The sequence below is a fragment of the Chryseobacterium sp. GVT01B genome, assembly GCF_019970045.1.
Taxonomy (GTDB): Bacteria; Bacteroidota; Bacteroidia; order Flavobacteriales; family Weeksellaceae; genus Chryseobacterium.
Genome location: NZ_JAHXYI010000007.1, coordinates 25353 through 45154 on the forward strand (window position 1 = coordinate 25353; position 19802 = coordinate 45154).

Consider the following 19802-nt stretch of genomic DNA (forward strand, 5'->3'; position numbering starts at 1 on the left):
AGCTTATGCATTTAAAATTTCGTTAAACAAATTCATCAGTTCTTCATTGGCTTCCTGTCCGCCGTTTTTAGATTTAAAATAATCTTTAAATAAGATATCAATATTCTGATTTAAATTGATTTCATGGCCTTGCTCTTCAGCAAGCTCCCGGTTTTTGACTTTTGGAATAAGGTGAACAATTCCGTTATGAGATTGATAAATTAACCTTCTTTCATCAGCTGTTAAAAAAGTCTCACTTTCCAGTGTAAGTTCTATAAATGTGTTGGGATTTTCACCTAACCATTGAACTGTATCTTCTACAGAGGAAAATGTTTTTCTCACCAAATTTCGTCCCTTTTTCAATGCTTTTTTTTCGTAGGTAACTGCCTTTCCCGGTTCCGCATCAATAATCGAAACGTACTTTGTCTGCCCTGCCTCACTGAAACTGTAGCAAAGGGGAGAAGATGAGTAAACAACGGGCTTTTCTTTCGTTCCGATATTCTGAAAGCTATGAAGGTGACCCAATGCCGTATATTGAATCTGTCCAGGAATAGTGTCGGAAAATATCAAATCTGCATTCCCGATTTTAATGGGTTTTTCTCCTTCAGGTTCTTCTAGAATTTCTGCACCCCTCTTATTCATATACAAATGGGCAGTCAGAAGATTAACTCCGCAATCATCGCAGAACTGATCTGCAAGACTTTTCCATGTCTCTGAAAGCACCTTATTGATTTCTTCGTCTTTATTTTCACCAAAATATTCCTTTAGACGGATTTCATTGGCGAAAGGGGTATGAAGAATTCTTACAGGAAAATCTATACCTTCAATTTTCAGTTCTATAAAACCTGCCTTTGAGTTTGAAATGTTGAAATATTCTGTTCCGAAAGGCTTGATCTCTGCTTTGGGATGGCCAATTAAAATAATTCCGCATTCCCGGGCCAGTGGATCAGGAGCGTTGATTAAGCTTGGAGAATCATGATTCCCGGAAATAGCAATCACAGGACGTTTCCCATTCAGGGATAAACGTTTCAGGGTTTTATAAAAAAGCTCAACGGCTTCTACTCCGGGATTAAAATTATCAAAAAGATCACCGGCAACAAGAATAAGATCTGCATGTTCCTCATCGGCAATGCCTATGATCTCTTCCATTACCAGAATTTGCTCTTCCATACGTGAAAAGCGGTCCAGTCTTTTTCCCAAATGCCAGTCGGCAGTATGCAGAATTTTCATAAAATTTATTATTGTTTAAAGTAAATAAGTTGAATAATGAACGGATTTATGGTTGATTATCTGTTTCTTCTTTTACTTTGAAATCTTCCAGAATTTGTTTTAAACGAGCTTTCCTTTCTGCTTCTGCATTCTGTATTTTTCGTTTTTTCTGATCAATTTGCTTTTTATTTTTCTTTCTGTTTGCTTCGTTGTTTTTACTCATATTTGTTGCTAACGAATAATTTTTACAGCTACGAAATAGCTTCATCAAAAATAAGAAACAAAAAGGGAAGAAGGGGTGTGGATTTCCGTATAAACTTATAATAAATTAATTTTGCAAAAAAAAAGATGGAACAACAGTCCAAAGATCCTCTACACGGAAAAAGGCTTGATGCTATCCTTGAAGAATTGGTAGAATACTATCAGGGCTTTGAAGAGTTAGGTAAGCAGATCAATATAAAATGCTTTACAGATAATCCGAGCATCAGTTCTTCTCTGAAATTTTTGCGAAAAACACCTTGGGCAAGAACAAAAGTAGAAAGTTTGTATCTCTTTGTCCTGAGACAGAAAAAAAGAGAGGAGGGCAGAAAAAAATAAAAGCTGTAAAAAGAAGATCTATTTTTCTTTATGCCTTTCATAGTTCCTTCTTCCATCTCCTAACTTCCAAGCTTACCGAATCATTTCAAAAATAGTATATTTGTAACATTAATCGTGAAACGCAATCACGAAAAAAAGAAAAAATATGACAATCGAAAACAATCACGTTGTAGCTGTACGTTACATTCTTCACACTATCGAAGCGGACGGAACTAAAGTTCTTGTAGAAGAAACAACAGCAGAAAATCCACTTACATTTTTGTATGGTGTAGGAATGATGATTCCAAAGTTTGAACAAAATATCTTAGGTTTAAAAGCTGGTGATAAAGCTGCTTTTGTAATTCAGCCTGAAGAAGCTTATGGTGAAAGACAGCCTGACGCTATCGCTCAATTGCCAATTGAGATGTTTAAAGAATCAGGAACTCCACCTCTCGGAGCTATCTTACCTTTATCTGATAACCAGGGGAACAATTTCCAGGCATTTGTGGTAGAAGTAACACCAGAAGTTGTAGTTGCAGATCTTAACCACCCAATGGCAGGAAAAGTGTTAGATTTCGATGTAGAAGTTTTAAGCACTCGTCCGGCAACTGAAGAAGAATTGGCACATGGTCACGCTCACGGAATTGATGGAACAGATGCTCACTAAAAAATATTAATCCAATCATTTTTGGATAAAAGATAAAAAATCCCCACAGAACTGTCTGTGGGGATTTTTATGTATCAATGTACAATATTTACTGAGGCATTCCCCTCTTCCGGAGGGGTGGCGAAAATTCAAAGAATTTTTGACGGGGTGGTTTATAACAGAAAAGTATAAAGTTCTTTGTCGTCGTATTAATCCAAAAACTCCCCTGAAACATAATACCAGCGTTCATGCATTTTCTGAAAAAAGGAAAACTCATGATGAAGCTGCGGATGACCGTCCTGATCTGTATAATAAGCTTTAAACTCTACCTGATTTAAAGCAGGAGTCCTGATAATTTCCAGCTTTGTCCATTGGTTGATTTCTCCCCATTCCTGAAGATCTCTTTTATTGTGGTATTTTCTTTTTCCCGGAAGGGTAGTTTCCATCAGATATTCGCCATTCGGAATGGCAAAAGCAGAGAACCTTGAACGCATCAGTGCTTCAGCAGTAGGAGCATGTTTTTCTCCGGTGTGATAAGGCTTGCAGCATTCTTCGTATGATTTTCCTGAACAGCAGGGGCAATTCATATATTGTATTTTAAATGTTGAATTGCAAAAATAATAAATATCAATAGAACAGGGTTTTGATTCACGAGTTTTATCATTTTAATACTTTGCCCAAATATTATCATAAAGTATTTCAAATTCAATAGAAACGGGCTTTAGCCCGTTAAAAAATAGACAAACAAAATCCAACGGCTTTAGCCAAAACTTGAGACATGAAAATTTCTATTGAATAAATTCTATACTTTTCTCGGATTTAAAAGGTCATGTCAATTTAAATCTAAAAAAAGAAGCACTCTATTTAAAGAATGCTTCCCGTTATTTTTTACTGATTGTCTTCATCAATTTTAGTATCAATAAAGCTATAATTAGCATTTGCCATATCCAACGCCTGTTCTTTTGAATTGAATTTGACATGTGATGGATCTATAACCGTATAAGTATAGATGTCTGTTTTTCCTGAATTAAAGTGGAGTTCATGAAATTCTCCTTTCTCAATCCACCATTGACCTCTCTCGATGACCTGATCGATGTTGCAATCCTGGATAGCTGTGAAAATAAGCATAAAAGTACCGTCTGCTTTTCTTTCCATTACCCAACGTTTTTCCATACCAACGATCTGCTGATCTTTTTCACTTCCTTTCCATAGACCTACAAGCTTGTTGTCTATTTTGTTGGCCTGTGGTTTTGCTTGCCCTTTTTGTGCATATATTGCTCCAAAGGCTAATAATAATGTTGCTGTAATAATTTTTTTCATGGTTATTTAAAAAATAATGTGAGAGGAACCCTGCTGTTTACTGTTATTCCCATAGTCTTGGCAGGGACCCATTTTGTTTTTTTTATAAAGTTTTTAGTTTCGTTGATAAAGTAGGATGAGTACTTATAATTTTTTTTATTCTGGAAGGTAAGATCAATATCTATGTCTGAGACCGTCCCATTTTTATGCAGGGTAAATTTCGCTGAAATAGAAGAATAAAAATCTTTGTCTTTCCGGTATTCAAATTCATCCGGATACTTTATATCTTTCCAAAAGTTTTTTTCATAATCTTTGAAAAAATCTCCGTAAGATTTGCTGCCCGGATACCTTGAAATGGTATCGCATTCTTCAAAATCATAGATCTTGTCTATGTTCTTTTTAATATACTGCAAATCTGCGATGTGTCTCAAAGAGTCAATAAACTTTGGCCCAAATTTTCTCTTGATTTCCTTTGACATTACACCTTCATAACAATTTTGCAGTTCCAGTGGAACAGTGCAGTAATAAAGAGCAGTTCCTGCTTCGATATTATTTTGTTTCAAAAGAACATCCATTTCATCATTGCTTCTGTAACTTTTTACCATTCCAAAGTAATGAAAATAGACAAGCTTGCCTTTTTTTATATCTGCTTCGGCTCTTACCGTTTCAGCAACACATTGGGAATCCAGATATTTTCTTTCTTCTTTAATATATTCTTCTAATTCCTTATTGGTAATGGTATCAGTATGTTTTTTTAATAAAGATTCTGACCTGTTTTCCAATCTTTTATTTTTAATTGAAAAGCAAGTCAGAATGATTAATGAGGACAATACTTTTATACCTGTATTGATGATCATATGATTATTTAATAAAACCTCGGTTTCTCAATAAAGGTTTGATATCCGGATCATGTCCTGTAAAGTCTCTGAATGCCTGGTTAAGATCAACAGAATTTCCTACAGAAAGAATGTATTTTCTGAAACGGTCACCATTTTCTCTGGTTAATCCACCGTTTTTACTGATCCATTCCCATGCATCATTATCTAAAGTTTCAGACCATAAATAAGCGTAATATCCCGCTGAATATCCACCTCCCCAGATGTGTGCAAAATAAGGAGTATGGTATCTTGGAGGAACCGTTGCCAAATTGAATCCATGGCTGGCCAAAGACTGCTTTTCAAAATCTAAAACAGGAATAAACTGACTGTCATTGCTTACGGTGTGCCAATCCATATCAAGTTCAGCAGCAGAAACCAATTCGGTAGTCATATATCCCTGATTGAAAGTAGATGCTTTTTTGATTTTATCTACCAAAGCCTGTGGAATAGGCTGTTTTGTTTCATAATGTACAGCATAGTTCTTCAGAACTACAGGATCTAAAGCCCAGTGCTCATTGATCTGAGACGGGAATTCCACGAAGTCTCTTGGTACATTCGTTCCTGAAAGGGAAGGATATTTCTGGCTGGCAAACATTCCGTGAATAGAGTGACCAAATTCATGGAAAATAGTAGAAACATCATCATAGCTGATTAATGAAGGTTTTCCTGGAGCCGGTTTCTGATAGTTATAACAGTTAACGATTACAGGTTTTGTTCCTAATAAATAAGACTGCTCAACGAAATTGCTCATCCATGCTCCTCCGTTTTTAGAATCTCTTGTATAGAAATCCAGATAGTAGATGGCGATAGATTTTCCATCATGATCGAAAACTTCATAGGTTACTACATCGGGGTGGTAAACCGGAAGATCTGTTCTCTTTTTGAAAGTCAGTCCATAGAATTTTTCAGCAGCGAAGAAAACACCTTTTTCAAGAACTGTTGTAATTTCAAAGTAAGGTTTTATTTCACTTTCATCAAGATCAAATTTAGCTTTTCTTACCTGCTCAGCATAGAAATTCCAGTCCCAAGGCTCTACTTTGAAACCACCTTTTTGCTGATCAATAAGATCCTGAATATCTTTTGCCTCACGTCTGGCTGTTTCCACTGCCGGAGTTGCAATTTGGTTCATCAGATTAGTAGCCGCTTCAGGTGTTTTTGCCATCTGGTCCTGAAGTTTCCATTCAGCAAAGTTTTTCTTTCCTAAAATCTGAGCTTTTTTCAATCTCAGTTTAGCCAGTTTTTCAATAGTTGATCTCGTATCGTTAGCATCTCCTTTTTCAGCTCTTGTCCATGAAGCTTTGAATAGCTTTTCTCTGGTAGCTCTGTTTTTCAAATTTTGTAAAAGAGGCTGCTGTGTTGTATTTTGTAAAGCCAGAAGATATTTTCCAGGTTGACCTGCTGTTTTAGCATCAGCTGCTGCTGCTGCAATCTCATCAGCAGAAAGTCCGTCCAGTTCTTTTGTATCAGCAAAAAATACACCTCCCTGCTTTCTTGCTTCCAATAATTTATTAGAATATTGTGTAGAAAGGGAAGCCAGTTCCTGATTGATCTGCTTTAATTTTTCTTTATCAGCCGCGGAAAGATTAGCTCCTGCAATTTCAAAATTCTGCTTATAATATTGTACAAGTCGTTTGCTTTCAGAATCAAGACCATCTTCTTTGATAGACTGTATTCTTTTATAAAGATTTTCATTCAGGTACAGTTTGTCAGAATGGGCTGCAAAAATAGGTGCATATTCTTCGTCTAATGCCTGCAGTGTAGGGTTTGTATTTGCACTTGTAAGATTAGAGAATACAATTTGTGCTCTTCTCAAGACTTCACCACTTTTTTCCAATGCAACAATTGTATTTTCAAAAGTAGGGGCAGCCGGATTGTTGGCAATTTTTACAATTTCAGCTTCATGCTGCTTCAAACCATATTCAAAAGCAGGTTTGAAGTGCTCATTTTTGATTTTGTCAAACTCCGGAGCTTCGTATTGAAGCTTGCTCTTCTTCATAAAAGGATTTGAAGATAAAGAGGGATCAGGTGCAGGTAGCTCCTGTTGAATATCGGTCTGTTTCATTGTAGTACAAGATTGATTGAACGCCAAGGCAGAAATTAATAATACCGATGAAATATTCTTCATAAATATAGTTGTTATTAAAGCATAAAGATATTAAAAACTTGTCTCATAGAATCTATTTTGACAGACGTATTTACTCAAACCGTTTTGTGAGTGGTTTTAAAATGAATAAGTTAGGTATTACAGAGTACATCAGTTTCATTCTGAAAAAACTGTATTGCAGACAATTGCAGTATTTTCATAGGCAATGTAATATTTTTTATAAATTAGTTGTTATTTAATTAAAGAAATCAACAAAAATAATTAACAAAAGAAATAAGCATGAAAACAAGGACTTTATTTATTTTTTCAGCCTTAGCGGCATTAGCCTCATGTAATGATAAACATGAGAACAGAAACAGAGATAGAGACGGAGACAAGAGTAACTGGGTAGAAAAAGTAGTGAGCAAAGAAAGCGGCCCGATACAGCATAAAGAATTTAACGGAGATTTTGATGAAATTCAGGTTTCCCAAGCAATAGAAGCTGAAATCATAAAATCTGAAACAGAAAAGGTAGAAATCTCAGCACCTCAGAATATTATCGATGAAATTCTTGTAGATAATGATGGCGGAAAACTGCATATTCATTATAAACCAGGCATCAGAGTGATGAACATCAGCAAAGTGACGGCTAAAATTTATACCAAAGACTTTAATAAACTTCTGGCCGATTCTGCCGCGAGAATTATCATAAAAGATAAATTTACTCAGGAAAAAACAGATGTAGAAGCATCAAGTGCAGGAAGTATTTCCGGAGATCTGGAAGCTAATGATATGGATATCAATATAAGCAGTAGTAGTAGCTTCGATGGTAAAATATGGGCCGTAAACCTTGATATTGAATCTTCATCAGGTTCTACTCTTGATATTTCCGGAAAAGCGAAAAAAGCAGATATCAGTGCATCTTCAGGCAGTAGTGTCTCTGCTAAAGGGGTTATCGCTGATAATGTAGAAGCAGATGCTTCCAGTGGTGCAAGTATCCATATCAGTGCTGTTTCCAGTGTGAAAGCAGGTGCTTCATCCGGCGGAAGCGTAGATATCTCGAAAAAAGGAGATCTGAAGAATGTGATCAAAGATGAAAGCAGTGGCGGAAGCGTAAGCATTCAATAAACTAATCCTGGGATTCATCCTCATCTTCTTCATCGGTGGATGAGGATCCTTCCCAATTTTTATTATCAAAATTAAGATTATCGTAAGCTAATAATTCCTCCTCACGCTGGAGGATTTCTTTTGTGGTAAACAACGTAATATCATCATCATTTTCCTTCATTTTTGCCAGCTTTCTGATAGATGCTTTATCAATAGCCATAAACCTTTGCCCGAGACGTCTCGCTGCATATTTTCTCATTCCTGTTTCATGAAGTACATCCACAGCCATATCTACAGCTGTTCCTAATGTCTCGCGGTAGATATGATTGACGCCGCTGTTCAGATAATCATAAGCATCAATCCTGTTTTTGGCTCTCACAAAAATTTTCACCTCAGGGTAATGTTCACGCACAAGTTCTGCAATGAACTTATTATCATCCGGATCATCCAGACACAAAACCAAAATTTCAGCATCTTCAATTCCGGCAGCCCTTAAAATAGGAATTCTGGTAGCATCACCGTAATATACTTTAAATCCATAGCTTCTTAGCAGTTTTACCCGGTCAGAATCACGATCCAGAACTGTTGCTGGTATTTTATTGGCTTTTAAAAGACGCCCCACCGTACTTCCGAAATGCCCAAAACCTACAATAATAATTTTCTTTTGACTGACATCACTTCCGAGAATATTAAAATCATGCTCTTCTTCCGGAATTTCTTTAATGAATTTCGGAGTAATAAACTTCTCATTAATGATCAGAAGAATTGGAGTGATACACATCGTAATTGCAGTGACTGCCATCATTTGTGCATTCATTTCAGGACCTAAGAGATAAAGATCCGATGCATAATTGAGCAGTACAAATGCAAATTCTCCTACCTGAGAAAGCGCAAACGCATAAAAAAGACTTTGCGGAGTATCTATCCTGAAAAACTTTCCGATGGTATATAAAACAACAAATTTTACGGCCAGTACAGCAAAAACAGTACTGAAGATAAACAATGGATCTTTCTGAATAATATTAAAATTGATAGTTGATCCCACACTAACGAAGAAAACGGCTAACAACAGTCCTTTAAAAGGATCGATCTGTGCTTCCAGCTCATGACGGAACTCACTGTTGGCAAGCATTACCCCGGCAAGGAAAGCTCCCAATGCAGGTGAAAGGCCGATAACAACCATAAGCTCTGAAACACCTATGACCAGGAATAGGGAAGAGGCGGTCAACAGCTCAGTCATTCCTGATTTTGAAACATAGCGCAGAAATGGAACAAAGACATATCTTCCCAATAAAATAAGCAACGCTACTCCGAAAATTACCGTTCCCGCCTGAAGCCATTCCGGCAGCTTTTGGATGAGAATCTGAATATCATTATCATGATGCTTGGCTTTATAGTTTGCTACAATAGGCAGTATTGCCAAAATAGGAATAACAGAAATATCCTGAAACAGCAAGGTAGAGAACGAAGCTTCTCCTGCTGTGGTTTTGAGATTATTCTTTTCCTGTAATGTCTGCAGAACAATTGCTGTGGAAGATAAGGCAAAACACATGGCAACAGCAATTGCTTTGTCTACTCTCCAGCCGACACTGATGAATACCAAGAAAAGTAAGAGAATAGTGAGTGCCATCTGAGAAAGTCCCAGACCCATTATTTTCTTTCGCATTTCCCAGAATTTCCGGGGTTCAAGTTCCAGTCCTACAAGAAATAAAAGCATGATAACCCCAAATTCACTGGCATGCATGATGTCATTCACATTGTTTCCCGTAAGTTTAAGGGCATAAGGACCTATAATGATTCCTCCTAAAATATAGCCGATTACAGAACTCAACCCGAATTTTCTGGCTAATGGAACCATAATAATGGCTACACCCAGGAAAATTAATGTGTTCATCGCTAAGCTGGATTCCATATGCTATTGATTGAGAAGTTCTGTAAATTCTTTTTTATGCAGGATAATTTCTTTTTTAGACAGCTTATTAGCTTCGTATACGATCTTGATGTGCCTGATATCTGCTTTGAAAACTTTTAAGGAAACAATCAGTCCGCTGATCAGCTCATCGATTGTATATTGATAGGTGCCGGTTTTACTGAAAGATCTTTCTTTTCCGCCAGTGGTTACCAGAATATAGACTTCTTTTCCTTCCAGAGGATTATGCTCATTTTCTTTCAGCCAGTCTCTGTCGAAAACTTCATCAATCCATAGTCTGAGAAGAGGTGGCATTCCAAACCATATCAGAGGAAACTGAAAGACAAAGCGTTCATAATTTTTAAGACGTTTTCTTTCTCTGAAGGCTGCAATATGAAAATCAGGGTATTCTTCGTAAAGATCTCTTAGGGTATAATGCTGGTGGCGAACGTAGAAATTGATGAGCTCTACATTCGAATTGGAGTGCTCCAGATAAGGGTGTGCAAATACTACCAGCGTCTTCTTCATAATCCTGTTTTCAGTAAATTTAAGAAAAAAATATTGAATAAAAGATGGTTTTTATGGGTTTTTATTAATTTTTTAATATGAAAAAATCAATTTAACATTAAGAAAAGTTAAAAAATCTATGTTATTTTAGGTTTTTAAATAAAAAATCAGGTCCTGGTGACCTGATCTGTTGATATATTTTGAAAATGATTGACTGATTTTACCATCCGCCGGATGCACCACCGCCTCCGAAACTTCCGCCTCCGCCGAAACCTCCGAATCCGCCGCCACCTCCGCCGGAACTTCCACCTCCAAAGCCACCGCCAAAACTGCCAGGGAATGGGAAGAAACCTCCGGGATAACTTCTGCGTCCTTTTCTTGTAATGATTACATCATCATCGTCGTCATTATTTCCACCGCGTCCACCTCCTCTGTTACCGAAAAGTATGGCTATAATGATGAAAATAACGAAAGCAATAATCAGAACCTTAAAAGCGCTTCCATTACCTGAAGGAGCCGTTGTTGCCACAGGTTTGAATTTCCCCTGAACAGCTTCCATAATAGCTGAGGTTCCACCATTGATCCCATCATACCAAAGTCCTTTCTTGAAGTTAGGGGTTACAATATAATCTAAGATCTGTCCTGCTACTGAAGCAGTAAGATATTGTTCTACGGCGCGTCCCTGCTGGATAGACATTGTTCTGTCCTCTGTCGCGATAAGGAAAACAACACCGTTATCTACTCCTTTTTTTCCGATTTTCCATTTTTGCCCGAACATGGTCGCCAGAAAGTTGACATCCTCTCCTTTGGTAGAACGGATAATCACTACTTCAATTTCCGTTGAGGTAGTATCTGCAAATTTGATCAGTTTATTATTTAAGGCATCTTTTTCCTGCTGAGAAAGCAGATTGGCTTCATCAAAAACAGGATAAAGAACGGCCGGTTTTTCAGGAATAGTATATTGTGCTGATACAAAGGTGTAAAAGCAAAGCAATAAAAATGAAAATACTATTTTAAGAGAACGTAATTTCATTTGAGAGTTGGTTTGGATTTTCTCCTTCTACAGGAAAATGTTTTTTGAGTTCAAGTCCTGTTTCCAGGATGGCACTTTTCAGAGCCTGGTAATAGTGTCCTTTGGCAAATTCAGCAGTAATATAGTCATGAAGATGATCCCAGTAAATCTGTTTTACCTTTTCATGGATTCCGATATCTCCAATGATAGTCAGATATTTCTGTTCAAAATTGACATGGAAAAGAACAGCATTCCTTTCAGCGGTTTTGTCCATATTGAGCTTTTTGAAAACCTCAAATGCTGTCTTTGCATCACGGCTATCCGTATTGGAATCAATATGTACCCTGATCTCTCCCGTAGAATGATCTTCCGCAGACTGAATCGCTTCCACAAGGGAAGCGATCTGTTGATTTGTAAGGAAATTACCCATTATTATTTGAATGCTTCAGGGGCTTTTTCAGCACCTGCCTCAGCTTTGAAATAAGGCTTTTCTTTAAAGTTGGTGAAATTCGCCAGAATATTATTCGGGAAAGTCTTGATAGAAGTGTTGTAATCTTGTGCAGCTTCGTTGTAATAAACAGTTTCTGTTCTGATACTGTTTTCGATAGCGGTATATTCTCTCTGGAAGTTGATATACTGTTGGTCTGCTTTTAAGTTTGGATAAGACTCCACTACAGCCATCAATCGGCTCAATGCTCCGGATAGTTCACCCTGTGCTGCCTGGAATTTAGCAATATCAGCGTCCGTCATATTCGTAGGATCGATATTGATAGAAGTAGCTTTAGAACGTGCTTCTACAACCTTCGTTAAAGTTTCCTGCTCAAATTTTGAATACGATTTTACTGTTCTTTCCAGGTTAGGAATAAGGTTCGCTCTTTTCTGATACACCGTTTCTACGTTTGACCATTTTGTGTTGACCGTCTGTTCTTTGGTTACGAAATTATTATATCCGCTTTTTCCCCAGAAGAATAGAACAGCAACAATGATAAGCAGGGCAATACCAATTGTTCCGGCGCCCAAACATCCTTTATTTTTCATAGTTTATTTTTTTAAATTTTTTGTGCTAACCAAATATACAAATTATGTGCTAATTTTGTAAAAAATTATTTGAATGACAACAATAGTGGTGGCAATGGGAGAGAAAAATGAGATTGGTTTTGATAATCAGTTGCTTTGGCATCTTCCTAAAGATTTAAAACATTTTAAAGATATTACTTCAGGGCATCCGATTATCATGGGAAGAAAAACATATGAAAGTATTGGGAAACCTCTTCCGAACCGTACCAATATTGTTGTGTCAAGAAAGAAAGACTGGTTTGAAGAAGGAATCCTTATTGTAGGAAGTATCAAGGAAGCATTGAAGTTTGCTAAAAAGATAGATGAAGAAGTTTTCGTTATCGGCGGAGGAAATATCTACGAACAGACTATGGAGGTTGTAGATAAGCTTGAAGTTACTTTGGTGAAGGCAGACCTTGAAGCTGATACATTCTTTCCGAAAATAGATCCGAAAATCTGGAAAAAAACAAACGAAATCTGCCACGAAAAAGATGAAAAGAATGGGTATGATTTCTGTTTCCAGACGTTTGAAAAAATAAAAAAAGATGCATAGAGATCAATAGTGAATTTTTGCTTCGCAAAGTGAATCGTGATTTCTTACAGGTACAAAATTAACAAGCGCAGCGAATTGACCATTCACAATTGACTTTTTGAACTTTAAGCCTTAAATTTATTATCTTTGCACTTCTAAAATTTAATAATGAATAAATACATAAAAATTGCAATAGCAGCAGTTCTTATCCTTGCAGGACTTTATCTGATGATTTTCACAAGAAATCTTGGATGGGGTATTGTTGTTTTTCTTTTAGCTTCATCCCCGATCTTACTATTCTTTAAAAATGAATATATCCTGTTGGCATTCTGGCAACTGAGAAAACAGAATATGGAAAAAGCCGGCGAGTGGTTGTCAAAAATAACTGACTATAAAGGACAGCTTCATAAAACTCAATATGGATATTTTCACTATTTATTAGGGTTGACACAAGCTCAGGACCATCCTGCAAAAGTAGAACCTTTTATGAAGAAAGCTTTGGAATATGGTTTGAATATGAAACATGACAGAGCGATGGCTACTTTAAACCTTGCAGCAGCGGCTATTTCTAAAGGAAGAAAACAGGAAGGACAGAAATTACTTGAAGAAGCTAAAAGACTAGACAGTGCCGGAATGATGACAGATCAGATCAAAATGATGAAAGATCAGCTGAAAATGCCGACGATGCAGAAACATATGCACAATCCTAATATGAGAAACAGAGGAAAATTCTTCTAATCGACATATAGATATAATATAAAAGTCCTGAATTTTCAGGACTTTTTGTTTTTTATAATGGGAGGAGGTGGTGGTGCTTCCTGCTTAAAAAATGTATCTCTTGGGTAAATATTTTCCCTTACAGTAAACAAATTGTCATGCTTCATAAATTTATCCTGGAGTCCATCATCATAAAATTTACGGCTCTGTTTTTTATAAGTTACAGTAACCAACGGGAAATCTCCTTTTTCATATGGTTTGTCTTCCTTATTCAGAAATTTAAGATAATTTTCAAAAGACAAAGAATCACCAGCTTTTACTTTGTAGATTATTTTTGGTAATGTTTGGCTCCTTTTATCATGTGATGCTGCTTCAGAATATTTCTCCAGAAACAGAGTGTCATTTTGTTTTGTAAATGTATAGATTTCAAATGCAAAGAACATGCAGGCTGAAAGATCAGTCTTTATTTTGATAGTATCTCCGTTTTCCATTCTTTCTGAAAAATGATAAATATCTTTATTCAAATCAAATTTACTTTCATGTTTGCAGGAGCATAAAGAAAGTGAAAGAATGGCGAAAAGTGAGTTTATCACTAAATTACATTTCCGAATTATTATGATCATACCCATAAAATTTAGGCATCTGCCAATGGTATTTTACAGCGAGGGTTCGTATAGCAACAATAAGAAGGATGGTAAGAATCTGTACAAAGGTGTAGGAAAGAAGAGAGTATTTTGTCATCAATAAGAATACTGCTCCTCCCACGATACATGCTGTGGCATAAATTTCCTTTCTGAAAATCAAAGGAATTCTGTTGAGCAATATATCCCGGATAATTCCTCCGAAACAACCCGTTATAGTTCCTAATGCAATACAGATCATAGGATGTATACCTGCATTTAAGCCTTTCTGAACTCCGATAATGGTAAATAATCCAAGACCAAAGCTGTCGAAGATAAATAAAGTTACTTTAAAGTTTTTCTCAAGAGATTTGAATACCATTGAAAAAATACTGGTCACCAGAATCAGGGTACACATCAGAATATCATGCATCCAGAATACGGGAATATCAAGCAGCAGGTCTCTTACAGTTCCGCCTCCCACAGAGGTTACAAATGCAATAATAAGCACTCCGAACGGATCAAGCCGTTTCTGCATAGCCGCAAAACTTCCCGACATGGAAAAGGCAATGGTCCCCAGGACTTCTATGGCAAAATTGAACTGTTCGTGCATATCTGTTATAAATGGTAAATGATAATTGATGAATGATTTTTTGCTTAAGCAAATTCTTGGCCATTGTATCAATTATCATTTATCGCTTATCAAATATTGTTTTGTCTATCTCTCCACTCTCACCGAATCCGGAACCATCAGTTCATATTCGCCGCCGTGGGTGATGATTTCCCTTACGATGCTGCTGCTGATGAAAGATTTTCCTGAAGAGGTCAGTAAGAATACGGTTTCCAGTTTTTTGTGGGCTAACGTTCTGTTGGTGTGGGCAATTGCTTTTTCAAATTCAAAATCGGCCGGGTTTCTTAATCCTCTGATAATGTATTGAGCGTTTTTTTCAAAACAGTAGTCTACTGTTAAGCCTTCAAACGAATCTACTTCCACATTGGGAAATTCTGCTACGGAATTCTGGATAAATTCCATTCTTTTCTCCAAAGGGAACATGTATTTCTTCTGAGAATTCTGTCCGATAGCGATGATTAATTTATCAAATAGCGGTGCCGCTCTTTCTATAATGTCGTAATGTCCTAGTGTAATCGGGTCAAATGACCCAGGGAAAACAGCAATTTTCATGTTGTACGAGTTATGATTTTGGTTAGTGAATTATCTATTATCAATTTTGAATCAATTTCTAACAGATAATTTCTAACTTCTATATTATTTATTTAAAGCTTTTTCAACCTCATTTCCACAAAGATCCATAATGGAAATTCCATAGTGTCTTGCCTGTTGTGGAAGAATACTTGCAGGAGAGAATCCCGGATTGGTATTCATTTCAAGCATATAGGGAATTCCGTCCATCAGGATGAATTCACTTCTTGAAAAACCGCTCATTCCTAGTGAATTGTACGCTCTTTTAGCGATTTCTTCCACTCTTTTTGTGGTTGCTTCATCAATTCTTGCGGGTGTAATTTCTTCAGAAGCCCCTTCATATTTTGCTTCATAATCAAAAAACTCATTGGTAGGAACAATTTCTGTAATTCCCAGAACGATGGTTTCTCCTTTAAAATCGATAACACCTACAGAAACTTCCATTCCGTCCAGGAAACTTTCGATCAGGATTTCATTATCTTCTTTGAATGCAATTTCAGTAGCGGCAATCAGTTCAGATTTTTCTTTTACTTTAGAGATTCCCAGAGAAGATCCGGATTGGTTGGGTTTTACAAATAGCGGAAGATTTAATTCTGATACAATCTCATCTACATTGATGTCTTCGCCTTTTCTTAAATAGATGCTTTTTGCGGAAGGAATCCCATATTTTGATAATACGGCAAGAGTATCTTTCTTATTGAATGTAAGAGCGCTCTGGTAAAAATCACATCCTGTATATTTTTGACCTATTGCATCCCAGTATGCCTGAAGAATTCCGTTTTCTCCCGGAGTTCCATGGATAATATTGAAGCAGGCATCAAATTTTAAGGTTTCTCCATTATCTAAAGTTACAGAAAAATCACCTCTGTTGATCTCGTATTTTTTATCATTTTCCCCTAAAAAATACCACTCATCTTTAAGGACTACTACTTTATATACGTCATAGAGATTTCTGTCTAAAGAATCATAAATCAATTGTCCGCTTTTTAAGGAAACGACATATTCATCAGAATAGCCTCCCATTACTACGGCAACACTTTTTTTGTTCATAACCATATAGTATCAATTAAGGCAAATTTAAACATTTTATGTAATGCAATATGGGAAATCGGCAAATTTTAAGATCAAAAATGAATTGTGTTAAATAAAAAGACCATTCTAAAATTATTAGCTATATTTGCGGTTATAATTAAAGTATTTTTAAGTATGCTTAAATCACTTTTCAATTGGAAAGTTTTACTGAATTTAGTAATAGCCATCGGTGTTTTTGCAGGGTTGGTATGGCTCACATTTCGCTGGTTGGAACACCATACAAACCATGGTCAGGAAATACCTGTTCCTAATATTGTTAATAAATCTATACATGACGCTGTTAAAATTTTAGATGATACAGGATTGGAATATGAAGTAGACAGTGCCAACTATAATCCTAAATACAGACCATTCCAGGTTCTTCAGGTTTATCCTGCACCGGGTTCCCGTGTAAAGGACGGAAGAACGGTACACCTTACAGTAAACCCGAGAACATGGGCACCAATTGCCGTTCCGGATGTTATCAATAAATATTCAGGGCTGGCATTCCAGAGACTGGATCAGGTGGGTCTTAAAATTGGAGATACCATTTATGAACCAAGTATTCAGAAGGATGCCCTTTTAAGAATTTTATATAAAGGAAATGCTGTAAATCCGGGAGCACGTTTACCTAGATTCTCAGTTATTGATGTAGTAGTAGGATCAGGTCCTATGAGAAATATTTCCATTCCAAATGTAGTAGGACTTACGGTAAAAGAAGCAAGAGCTGTTATTACCAAAAGTATGTTTGAAGTTGGGTTGGTAGAACATGAAGATGGAAGCAAAGACGAATCTGATATTATTTATTATCAGGATCCTGCTTCAGGGGATGTACGTGACCAGGGAATGCAGATTGACCTTTGGGCCAGTAAGAAAACTCCGGCAGAATTAAGAGCAAAAATAGAGCAGCTGAATTCTATTTACCGTATGAAGGTGGATACTTCACTTCCTCCGGTACGATATGAAGAAGTACAGCATAATGAACCAAGTTATAGTGCTCCTGTAGTACCTGCTCCTGCACCGAAAAGAGAAATTCCAAAGCCTGAAGTACCAAAAACTGAGACCCCTAAGACTCAGACAACGACTTCTAAACCTGCAGCTTCAGCAACCGAGAAACCTAAAACTTCTAATACTGCCCCTGCTACAGCTAAACCAACGGCTTCAACAACGACACAACAACCTGCTCAAAAGCCTAAAAAAGCTAAAGTGCAAATAGATTAAGAACAGATTAATATCAAAAATACAGGCTTCAACTGCAAAATGTTGAGGCCTTTTGTGTAAAAAATATAAAACAATGTCAGAAGATAACGAAGATTTTTTAGATGAAGAATTATTAGATTCCCACAGTATTGAAAACATCGATATTGACGAGGAAAATAAGGGATTGTATGAACATCTTAATATCACTGTTGACAGTAAACAGGAGCCATTAAGAATTGATAAGTTCCTTTTGATCTACAGACAGAATTCTTCAAGGAATAAAATTTCACAGACCTGCAGAGCCGGAAATGTTGTAGTGAACGGAACTCCGGTAAAGCAAAATTATCGTGTGAAGCCGGGAGATCAGATTTCGGTACTGCTTACCCATCCTCCAAGAGAGAATGTCATTATTCCGCAGGATATCCCTGTAAATATCATTTATGAAGATGATGACCTTGTAGTGGTAGATAAGGAAGCCGGAATGGTAGTACACCCGGGATTCGGAAACTGGGACGGTACATTGGTGAATGCGCTGGCTTTCCATTTTGAAAAGAATGGAGCAAAGTCTGATCTTGACAGGGTAGGACTTGTTCACAGGATTGATAAAGATACATCCGGACTGCTGGTAATTGCCAAGAACGAATATGCATTGAGCTTTCTGGCGAAACAATTCTTCAACAGAACAACCAAGAGACTGTACTGGGCTTTTGTGTGGGGGAACCCGCAGGATGAAGAAGGTACAATCAGAGGTCATATCGGAAGACATCCTAAAAACAGAATGCAGATGTCTGTTTATGAAGACGGCAGCCAGGGAAAACATGCAGTAACCCACTATAAAGTCTTAGAAAGATTCAAATATATGACATGGGTAGAGTGTAAACTTGAAACGGGAAGAACCCATCAGATCAGGGCGCATTTCAGACATATCGGCCACACTTTGTTTAATGATGAAAGATATGAGGGACATACTCCTTTAAGAGGGGTAAATCTTCCGAAATACAAACAATTTATTAAAAATGTTTTCGAAATTTTACCAAGACATGCCCTTCATGCCCATACCCTCGGATTTATACACCCAACGACAAAAAAGGAATTATATTTTGAGAGCCCAATGCCCAAAGATATGGCGGATGCCGTAAAAAAATGGAGAAATTATTTAGAAAACTAAAAATATATTGAGAATTTTTTTATATTTGTTGAATTGAAATCAAGATTTGTTATGAGAAAACTATATGCTATCGTATGTTTAGCTCTTTTGTCAAATGCATACAAAGCACAAGAATCACTACCATACTATCAGCAATATCTTTTGGATGGTGAGTTCCTGTTCAACCCAGCTCAATACGGAAAAACAGATTACGTACAGCTCAACGCCAATTATCAACAACAATTTTCAAAGTTCAACAATTCTCCGAATGTTCAGTCAATCGGGATTAATGCGAATATCTTTGATAGAGTAGGTGCTGGTATTTCCGTGTTCAGAGACAGTAACGGACCTATCTCTGCGGGCGGTATCACGGCTGGTGCTTCATATTTTATTCCTCTAAGTAGTGAAGGAGATAGAAAAGACCAGTTCTCTTTCGGTACAAGTGTTAACTTCTATAACATGAACTTTGATTATTCTAAAATTAATACTGAAGAAGGAGGTGACCCGTTATTGAGAGGTGAAGAAAGTAACATCTTCATGGTGTATGCTAACTTCGGTTTGGCTGCTACTTATAGAGGGTTATTCGGGGGTGTTTCCGTAAATGATATCGCATTAAGTAATGATGCTTCTATCGTAAACAACTACGAGCCTTCTCCAATTAAATTCTTCTTAAACTTAGGATATAACTGGAACATTGCTGATAATATTACAATTGCACCTTCAGCATTGATCAACCTTAATACAAACTCAACGAGAATGATCGACTGGAACTTAATGGCGACTTTCTCTAACGATATCAACGCATTCTCTTTCGGGGTAAGCTACAGAACGGTTCAGAACAGATTTGACAATCAGAACCTGAGTATCTCTCCAATTGTAAAAGTGAGATTCAACAAATTCATGATCGGAGCAACTTATAACCTTGGAATATCTGATATTCAGAGCTATGGTGGAAACAGCTTCATGATTGGTCTTGGTTATAACTTTGACAACTTTATTAATGCTAGAGGATTTAGATACTAATTAATTTAATTTAAATAAATTTGAGCTCTG

At 36.8% G+C, this 19802-nt stretch carries 23 protein-coding genes; 8 read left to right on the forward strand and 15 right to left on the reverse strand.

Annotated elements, in window-relative coordinates; translation table 11 throughout:
• Window positions 1–3: 3 nt before the first annotated feature.
• Both LC457_RS17290 and LC457_RS17295 read right to left on the reverse strand, forming a co-directional pair.
• The gene (locus LC457_RS17290) at window positions 4–1209 is read right to left on the reverse strand and encodes an exonuclease subunit SbcD (protein WP_223601010.1); all 1206 of its coding nucleotides are present in this window, start codon (window positions 1207–1209) and stop codon (window positions 4–6) included.
• 46 nt (window positions 1210–1255) lie between these two features.
• Window positions 1256–1411 carry a hypothetical protein gene (locus LC457_RS17295; protein WP_167498927.1) on the reverse strand — a complete coding sequence of 52 codons (156 nt, stop codon included), beginning with the start codon at window positions 1409–1411 and terminating at the stop codon, window positions 1256–1258.
• A gap of 125 nt (window positions 1412–1536) precedes the next feature.
• On the opposite strand from LC457_RS17295, the gene LC457_RS17300 reads away from it, so the two are divergent.
• The gene (locus LC457_RS17300; protein ID WP_223601011.1) at window positions 1537–1785 is read left to right on the forward strand and encodes a VF530 family DNA-binding protein; all 249 of its coding nucleotides are present in this window, start codon (window positions 1537–1539) and stop codon (window positions 1783–1785) included.
• Window positions 1786–1930: 145 nt separating this feature from the next.
• Window positions 1931–2431 carry a peptidylprolyl isomerase gene (locus tag LC457_RS17305; RefSeq protein ID WP_223601012.1) on the forward strand — a complete coding sequence of 167 codons (501 nt, stop codon included), beginning with the start codon at window positions 1931–1933 and terminating at the stop codon, window positions 2429–2431.
• A gap of 188 nt (window positions 2432–2619) precedes the next feature.
• Here LC457_RS17305 and LC457_RS17310 read toward each other — a convergent pair whose 3' ends face one another.
• From LC457_RS17310 to LC457_RS17325, 4 genes are all read right to left on the reverse strand, one after another.
• On the reverse strand, window positions 2620–2997 hold the full coding sequence (locus tag LC457_RS17310; protein ID WP_223601013.1) for a YchJ family protein: 378 nt from the start codon (window positions 2995–2997) through the stop codon (window positions 2620–2622).
• A 301-nt stretch (window positions 2998–3298) separates the two neighbouring features.
• The gene (locus tag LC457_RS17315) at window positions 3299–3730 is read right to left on the reverse strand and encodes a hypothetical protein (RefSeq protein ID WP_223601014.1); all 432 of its coding nucleotides are present in this window, start codon (window positions 3728–3730) and stop codon (window positions 3299–3301) included.
• 2 nt (window positions 3731–3732) lie between these two features.
• Entirely contained in the window at window positions 3733–4491 is a 759-nt protein-coding gene (locus LC457_RS17320) for a hypothetical protein (RefSeq protein ID WP_223601015.1), read from the reverse strand.
• A 79-nt stretch (window positions 4492–4570) separates the two neighbouring features.
• The gene (locus LC457_RS17325) at window positions 4571–6712 is read right to left on the reverse strand and encodes a M3 family metallopeptidase (RefSeq protein ID WP_223601016.1); all 2142 of its coding nucleotides are present in this window, start codon (window positions 6710–6712) and stop codon (window positions 4571–4573) included.
• Between the two features lie 258 nt (window positions 6713–6970).
• Here LC457_RS17325 and LC457_RS17330 point away from each other — a divergent pair, with 258 nt between their 5' ends.
• A complete protein-coding gene (locus LC457_RS17330) occupies window positions 6971–7798 on the forward strand; it encodes a GIN domain-containing protein (RefSeq protein WP_223601017.1) in 828 nt (275 codons plus the stop codon).
• 1 nt (window position 7799) lies between these two features.
• On the opposite strand, the gene LC457_RS17335 is transcribed toward LC457_RS17330, so the two are convergent.
• The 5 genes from LC457_RS17335 to LC457_RS17355 form a co-directional block, all read right to left on the reverse strand.
• On the reverse strand, window positions 7800–9689 hold the full coding sequence (locus tag LC457_RS17335; RefSeq protein WP_223601018.1) for a monovalent cation:proton antiporter-2 (CPA2) family protein: 1890 nt from the start codon (window positions 9687–9689) through the stop codon (window positions 7800–7802).
• A 3-nt stretch (window positions 9690–9692) separates the two neighbouring features.
• Entirely contained in the window at window positions 9693–10214 is a 522-nt protein-coding gene (locus LC457_RS17340) for an NAD(P)H-dependent oxidoreductase (RefSeq protein ID WP_223601019.1), read from the reverse strand.
• A gap of 199 nt (window positions 10215–10413) precedes the next feature.
• Complete coding sequence (locus LC457_RS17345; protein ID WP_223601020.1) at window positions 10414–11226, reverse strand: YgcG family protein; 813 nt, start codon at window positions 11224–11226, stop codon at window positions 10414–10416.
• On the reverse strand, window positions 11207–11635 hold the full coding sequence (locus LC457_RS17350; RefSeq protein ID WP_223601021.1) for a TPM domain-containing protein: 429 nt from the start codon (window positions 11633–11635) through the stop codon (window positions 11207–11209). The genes LC457_RS17345 and LC457_RS17350 overlap by 20 nt, the downstream gene beginning before the upstream one ends.
• A gap of 2 nt (window positions 11636–11637) precedes the next feature.
• Window positions 11638–12243: a LemA family protein gene (locus tag LC457_RS17355; protein WP_047423924.1), complete on the reverse strand. Its 606-nt coding sequence runs from the start codon at window positions 12241–12243 to the stop codon at window positions 11638–11640.
• Window positions 12244–12316: 73 nt separating this feature from the next.
• On the opposite strand from LC457_RS17355, the gene LC457_RS17360 reads away from it, so the two are divergent.
• Together LC457_RS17360 and LC457_RS17365 are read left to right on the forward strand one after the other, a co-directional pair.
• Window positions 12317–12814, forward strand: a complete 498-nt coding sequence (locus LC457_RS17360; protein ID WP_223601022.1) for a dihydrofolate reductase — start codon at window positions 12317–12319, stop codon at window positions 12812–12814.
• A gap of 147 nt (window positions 12815–12961) precedes the next feature.
• Window positions 12962–13531: a DUF2892 domain-containing protein gene (locus tag LC457_RS17365; RefSeq protein ID WP_149835090.1), complete on the forward strand. Its 570-nt coding sequence runs from the start codon at window positions 12962–12964 to the stop codon at window positions 13529–13531.
• Between the two features lie 35 nt (window positions 13532–13566).
• Here LC457_RS17365 and LC457_RS17370 read toward each other — a convergent pair whose 3' ends face one another.
• From LC457_RS17370 to LC457_RS17385, 4 genes are all read right to left on the reverse strand, one after another.
• Window positions 13567–14034 carry a hypothetical protein gene (locus tag LC457_RS17370; protein WP_223601023.1) on the reverse strand — a complete coding sequence of 156 codons (468 nt, stop codon included), beginning with the start codon at window positions 14032–14034 and terminating at the stop codon, window positions 13567–13569.
• Window positions 14035–14107: 73 nt separating this feature from the next.
• Window positions 14108–14743 (reverse strand): trimeric intracellular cation channel family protein, encoded by a 636-nt coding sequence (locus LC457_RS17375; RefSeq protein WP_223601024.1) that lies wholly within the window; start codon window positions 14741–14743, stop codon window positions 14108–14110.
• 105 nt (window positions 14744–14848) lie between these two features.
• Window positions 14849–15313, reverse strand: coding sequence for a pantetheine-phosphate adenylyltransferase (gene coaD, locus LC457_RS17380; protein WP_047098871.1), 465 nt, complete (start codon window positions 15311–15313; stop codon window positions 14849–14851).
• A gap of 84 nt (window positions 15314–15397) precedes the next feature.
• Window positions 15398–16381, reverse strand: coding sequence for a D-alanine--D-alanine ligase (locus LC457_RS17385; RefSeq protein WP_223601025.1), 984 nt, complete (start codon window positions 16379–16381; stop codon window positions 15398–15400).
• 156 nt (window positions 16382–16537) lie between these two features.
• Between LC457_RS17385 and LC457_RS17390 the strand changes: the two genes are divergently transcribed.
• The 3 genes from LC457_RS17390 to LC457_RS17400 all read left to right on the forward strand — a co-directional run bounded on the left by LC457_RS17390 (window position 16538) and on the right by LC457_RS17400 (window position 19772).
• Window positions 16538–17623 carry a PASTA domain-containing protein gene (locus LC457_RS17390; RefSeq protein WP_223601026.1) on the forward strand — a complete coding sequence of 362 codons (1086 nt, stop codon included), beginning with the start codon at window positions 16538–16540 and terminating at the stop codon, window positions 17621–17623.
• A gap of 73 nt (window positions 17624–17696) precedes the next feature.
• Window positions 17697–18770, forward strand: coding sequence for an RluA family pseudouridine synthase (locus tag LC457_RS17395; protein ID WP_223601027.1), 1074 nt, complete (start codon window positions 17697–17699; stop codon window positions 18768–18770).
• Window positions 18771–18821: 51 nt separating this feature from the next.
• Window positions 18822–19772: a PorP/SprF family type IX secretion system membrane protein gene (locus LC457_RS17400; protein ID WP_047377725.1), complete on the forward strand. Its 951-nt coding sequence runs from the start codon at window positions 18822–18824 to the stop codon at window positions 19770–19772.
• The last annotated feature ends 30 nt before the right edge of the window (window positions 19773–19802 follow it).

Excerpts from the sequence above, each read along its gene's own strand:
- LC457_RS17375 (WP_223601024.1), bottom strand. The coding sequence starts at position 14,743 with ATGCACGAACAGTTCAATTTTGCCATAGAAGTCCTGGGGACCATTGCC.
- LC457_RS17335 (WP_223601018.1), bottom strand. The coding sequence starts at position 9,689 with ATGGAATCCAGCTTAGCGATGAACACATTAATTTTCCTGGGTGTAGCC.
- LC457_RS17340 (WP_223601019.1), bottom strand. The coding sequence starts at position 10,214 with ATGAAGAAGACGCTGGTAGTATTTGCACACCCTTATCTGGAGCACTCC.
- LC457_RS17315 (WP_223601014.1), bottom strand. The coding sequence starts at position 3,730 with ATGAAAAAAATTATTACAGCAACATTATTATTAGCCTTTGGAGCAATA.
- LC457_RS17300 (WP_223601011.1), top strand. The coding sequence starts at position 1,537 with ATGGAACAACAGTCCAAAGATCCTCTACACGGAAAAAGGCTTGATGCT.
- LC457_RS17360 (WP_223601022.1), top strand. The coding sequence starts at position 12,317 with ATGACAACAATAGTGGTGGCAATGGGAGAGAAAAATGAGATTGGTTTT.
- LC457_RS17290 (WP_223601010.1), bottom strand. The coding sequence starts at position 1,209 with ATGAAAATTCTGCATACTGCCGACTGGCATTTGGGAAAAAGACTGGAC.
- coaD (WP_047098871.1), bottom strand. The coding sequence starts at position 15,313 with ATGAAAATTGCTGTTTTCCCTGGGTCATTTGACCCGATTACACTAGGA.
- LC457_RS17385 (WP_223601025.1), bottom strand. The coding sequence starts at position 16,381 with ATGAACAAAAAAAGTGTTGCCGTAGTAATGGGAGGCTATTCTGATGAA.
- LC457_RS17345 (WP_223601020.1), bottom strand. The coding sequence starts at position 11,226 with ATGAAATTACGTTCTCTTAAAATAGTATTTTCATTTTTATTGCTTTGC.
- LC457_RS17355 (WP_047423924.1), bottom strand. The coding sequence starts at position 12,243 with ATGAAAAATAAAGGATGTTTGGGCGCCGGAACAATTGGTATTGCCCTG.
- LC457_RS17390 (WP_223601026.1), top strand. The coding sequence starts at position 16,538 with ATGCTTAAATCACTTTTCAATTGGAAAGTTTTACTGAATTTAGTAATA.
- LC457_RS17365 (WP_149835090.1), top strand. The coding sequence starts at position 12,962 with ATGAATAAATACATAAAAATTGCAATAGCAGCAGTTCTTATCCTTGCA.
- LC457_RS17395 (WP_223601027.1), top strand. The coding sequence starts at position 17,697 with ATGTCAGAAGATAACGAAGATTTTTTAGATGAAGAATTATTAGATTCC.
- LC457_RS17350 (WP_223601021.1), bottom strand. The coding sequence starts at position 11,635 with ATGGGTAATTTCCTTACAAATCAACAGATCGCTTCCCTTGTGGAAGCG.
- LC457_RS17400 (WP_047377725.1), top strand. The coding sequence starts at position 18,822 with ATGAGAAAACTATATGCTATCGTATGTTTAGCTCTTTTGTCAAATGCA.
- LC457_RS17305 (WP_223601012.1), top strand. The coding sequence starts at position 1,931 with ATGACAATCGAAAACAATCACGTTGTAGCTGTACGTTACATTCTTCAC.
- LC457_RS17295 (WP_167498927.1), bottom strand. The coding sequence starts at position 1,411 with ATGAGTAAAAACAACGAAGCAAACAGAAAGAAAAATAAAAAGCAAATT.
- LC457_RS17330 (WP_223601017.1), top strand. The coding sequence starts at position 6,971 with ATGAAAACAAGGACTTTATTTATTTTTTCAGCCTTAGCGGCATTAGCC.
- LC457_RS17325 (WP_223601016.1), bottom strand. The coding sequence starts at position 6,712 with ATGAAGAATATTTCATCGGTATTATTAATTTCTGCCTTGGCGTTCAAT.
- LC457_RS17310 (WP_223601013.1), bottom strand. The coding sequence starts at position 2,997 with ATGAATTGCCCCTGCTGTTCAGGAAAATCATACGAAGAATGCTGCAAG.